The following is a 3,127-nucleotide window of genomic DNA, read 5'->3' as shown; positions in this document are numbered from 1 at the left end:
TGGCCGACTGTCCCGTCCCGGGAACGACGACGGCCGCCTCGTGACGAGACGGCCTGCGAGGAAGGGTGGGCGATACTGGGTTCGAACCAGTGACCTCTTCGGTGTGAACGAAGCGCGCTACCACTGCGCCAATCGCCCTCGGTCGCACCCGCTGGGCTGCGGTGCGCGGGCAAGGCTAGCGCATCCGGATCGAGGGTTCACATCCCCGGCAGCTCGGGCACCCAGCCGGCCAGGCTCTGCACCCAGTTCCATCCGCCGACAGCGAAATGCGGCCATCCATAGACCAGGAGGTACGTCGTCGCGCCGCCCACCGCGACCAGCACCGCGACGCCGGTGAGCAGCAGCCGCCGTCGTCGTACGGCGGGATCGAGGGCCTCGGCCCGCTCCTTGGCCTGCTCCGCCTTTCGGCGCGCCCAGCGCAGCCAGCGCCGGGCGAACTCGAACTCCGTCGACAGGATCGCCAGGCCGAGCGGGATCAGCACGAAGGCCGGACCCGGGGTGACCAGCATCACCACGCCGATGATGGTGACCAGCGTCCCGACGACGCCGACGATGAGCTTCGTGGTGAGCGAGAGGACCGGGTGTCCGTGCAGGGTGCGGTGAATGCGACCAGGCTCACGTGCGGAATCTTGTCCGGATTGCGCCGGTTGCTCCTCCGACGCGATGTCTGTCGCGTTGTCCGTCACGGATGCCTCTGTCACTCTGGCTCGACTGTCACGACGAGCGTAGCCGTCCTCGGGTAGTCCGGTTGGTGGTTCTAACTGCCCCAAACGGGACACTCCGGCCCTCCGTTCGGACAGTCTCCGAAAAAACTCGACGGATTCGTTTGGAATCGCGTCACGCCGACTACTACTTGACGTCTCTTTGCCGAAGTCCGGAGGGGATGACCTTGGGAGGAAGAGAGAGATGGATTACTCGATGAACACCACACTGACGGTGACCGCGCCGGTACAGCTGGAGCTGATCGACGCCTCGGGTGCCGCCACCCCGATCAAGGCCGAGCTCCGCTACGACGCCAACGACCCCTTCGCCGTGACCACGGTCTTCCAGACCGGACACAGCGAGGTGCGCTGGACCTTCGGTCGTGACCTGCTCGCCGAGGGCCTCTACGAGCCCGCCGGCGACGGCGACGTGCACGTCTGGCCGTGCCTGGACACCCAGGGCCACGCGGTGGTGATCATCGAGCTCTGCTCCCCCGACGGCGAGGCGCTCGTGCAGGCCCGCACCGGCGACCTGCGCAGCTTCGTCGACCGGATGAGCGCCGCCGTCAAGCCCGGCAGCGAGTCCGAGCTGCTCGACGTCGACGCCGCCATCGCGGCCATCTTCGCCGCCGAGAACGCCTGACCACCCGTCGCGGGGTCGTGGCCTAGGGTGGGGCTGGGAGGACCGACCTCGGCACGATCACCGCGACAGGGTGGGGGACACCGGTGCTTTTCAGTCATGACACCGAGCACTCTCTCGCCTGTGCCGTCGACCTCGTCAACTCCGCCCCCTCGGGCTCGTACGGCGAAGGACTCCCCGACCTCGGCGCCCTCCAGGACTTCGTCCGTCGTCACGACGTGAGCGACGTCCGGCGCCTCACCGCCGCCGACCTCCACGCGGTCCATCTCCTGCGGGACTCGGTCCGTGCGGTCTTCTCCGCCGCCGACGACTCCGACGCCGCGGTGGTCATCAACCGGCTCGTGTCGCAGGCCGGGGTCACGCCTCGGCTGACCGACCACGACGGCTACGACTGGCACATCCACTACTTCACTCCCGGCGCGACGCTCGCCGACCACCTCGCGCTCGACTGCGGCATGGCCCTCGCCCAGGTGGTCGCCGCCGGCGAGAAGGAGCGGCTCCGCAGGTGCGAGGCCCCCGACTGCGACCAGGTGCTGGTCGACCTGTCCCGCAACCGCTCGAAGCGTTACTGCGACGCCCGCACCTGCGGCAACCGGTTGCACGTCGCCGCCTACCGCGAGCGCCAGCGCGCCAGCCAGTAACGCCGAGGGGTCAGCACTTCAGGCCCCTCACCGGCGTGTCACCGCACAGCTGACTCCTCGGTCACGGGTCGACGTCGGCGGCCTCCCGCTCGGTCCAGACCTTCTGGCACCCGGCGGTCACCGGACCTGGTACGTCGAACTCACGGTCGTTCCACCGGTGCACCGGCTGGACGTCGCGGGTGGTCGACACCAGGAAGATCTCCTCGGCCCGGTCGAGCACCTCGATCGGCTCGTCGACCTCCCGGGCGCCGTGCCACTCGAGCAGCAGCTCCCGGCTGATCCCGGCGAGGCAGCCCGCCGCCAGCGTCGGGGTGCGCAGCTCGCCGTCGACGACGTAGAAGACGTTGCTCCCGGTGCCCTCGCAGAGGTGCCCGGCGAGGTTGGCGAAGACCGCCTCGGTCGCGCCGTGCCGGTGCGCGTGGGCCAGCGCGACCACGTTCTCGGCGTATGACGTGGTCTTGAGCCCCGCCAGGGCGCCGCGCTCGTTGCGCGGCCATGGCACCGTCACGACGGCGGTGGACGGCGGCGCCGGGCGCATCGGCGCGGCCACCACGATCAGTGTCGGCGGGTTGTCGCCGCGCCCGGAACCGAGCGGTGCGACTCCCCCCGTGAAGGTGATCCGGATGCGTCCGAGCGGTAGGTCCTGGTCGCGCAGGACGGCGTCCACGGCGCGGCGTACCTCGTCCTGGTCGGGGTCCGGCAGACCCATCCCGGCCGCGGACCGGGCCAGCCGCCGGAGGTGCCGGGTCAAGGCGAACGGCCGGCCGTCCACGACCTTGACCGCCTCGAAGACGCCGTCGCCCACGGTTAGCCCGTGGTCCTGGACGGTGACCGCAGGACCCTCCGGATCGTCGAGGAGGCGCCCGTTCATCCATGCCCGCATGGGTCGACCCTAAGACGCGGGAAGCCTTGTCTTGCAGGCGGAACACGCGTGCTCAGGGGCGAATTTGTCATTCGTACGATGTCGGCTAAAGTTCTCTCGCACCTCCGGTCAGGGAAACCGCCGGGAGTCGCAAGCGGACGTAGCTCAGTTGGTAGAGCGCAACCTTGCCAAGGTTGAGGTCGCGAGTTCGAGCCTCGTCGTCCGCTCGGAGAAGGGTCGCAGGTCCCCTCCTTGGTGGAGTGGCCGAGAGGCGAGGCAACGG

The 3,127-nt window shown here is 69.5% G+C and carries 4 protein-coding genes and 2 tRNA genes; 3 read left to right on the top strand and 3 right to left on the bottom strand.

Translation table 11 applies throughout. The features are described from left to right. Positions 1–66 precede the first annotated feature (66 nt). Together VFH10_RS15520 and VFH10_RS15515 are read right to left on the bottom strand one after the other, a co-directional pair. Positions 67–138: transfer RNA gene (locus VFH10_RS15520), tRNA-Val, on the bottom strand. 59 nt (positions 139–197) lie between these two features. Next, positions 198–686 carry a TIGR02611 family protein gene (locus tag VFH10_RS15515; protein WP_325130137.1) on the bottom strand — a complete coding sequence of 163 codons (489 nt, stop codon included), beginning with the start codon at positions 684–686 and terminating at the stop codon, positions 198–200. A gap of 232 nt (positions 687–918) precedes the next feature. On the opposite strand from VFH10_RS15515, the gene VFH10_RS15510 reads away from it, so the two are divergent. Then, complete coding sequence (locus VFH10_RS15510; RefSeq protein ID WP_325130136.1) at positions 919–1,344, top strand: SsgA family sporulation/cell division regulator; 426 nt, start codon at positions 919–921, stop codon at positions 1,342–1,344. A gap of 83 nt (positions 1,345–1,427) precedes the next feature. Further along, positions 1,428–1,982 (top strand): CGNR zinc finger domain-containing protein, encoded by a 555-nt coding sequence (locus tag VFH10_RS15505; protein WP_325130135.1) that lies wholly within the window; start codon positions 1,428–1,430, stop codon positions 1,980–1,982. 61 nt (positions 1,983–2,043) lie between these two features. On the opposite strand, the gene VFH10_RS15500 is transcribed toward VFH10_RS15505, so the two are convergent. Further along, on the bottom strand, positions 2,044–2,865 hold the full coding sequence (locus VFH10_RS15500; RefSeq protein ID WP_325130134.1) for an aminodeoxychorismate lyase: 822 nt from the start codon (positions 2,863–2,865) through the stop codon (positions 2,044–2,046). 133 nt (positions 2,866–2,998) lie between these two features. Between VFH10_RS15500 and VFH10_RS15495 the strand changes: the two genes are divergently transcribed. After that, positions 2,999–3,071 (top strand) — tRNA-Gly (locus tag VFH10_RS15495). The last annotated feature ends 56 nt before the right edge of the window (positions 3,072–3,127 follow it).

This window comes from Nocardioides sp. (assembly GCF_035697785.1).
Taxonomy (GTDB): domain Bacteria; phylum Actinomycetota; class Actinomycetes; order Propionibacteriales; family Nocardioidaceae; genus Nocardioides_B.
Note: the sequence above shows the minus strand (reverse complement) of the source record. Positions and strands in the feature narration are given on the sequence as shown.

What these genes read in the sequence shown, in the direction of transcription:
- VFH10_RS15500 (WP_325130134.1), bottom strand. Translation starts at nt 2,865, where the DNA reads ATGCGGGCATGGATGAACGGGCGCCTCCTCGACGATCCGGAGGGTCCT.
- VFH10_RS15510 (WP_325130136.1), top strand. Translation starts at nt 919, where the DNA reads ATGAACACCACACTGACGGTGACCGCGCCGGTACAGCTGGAGCTGATC.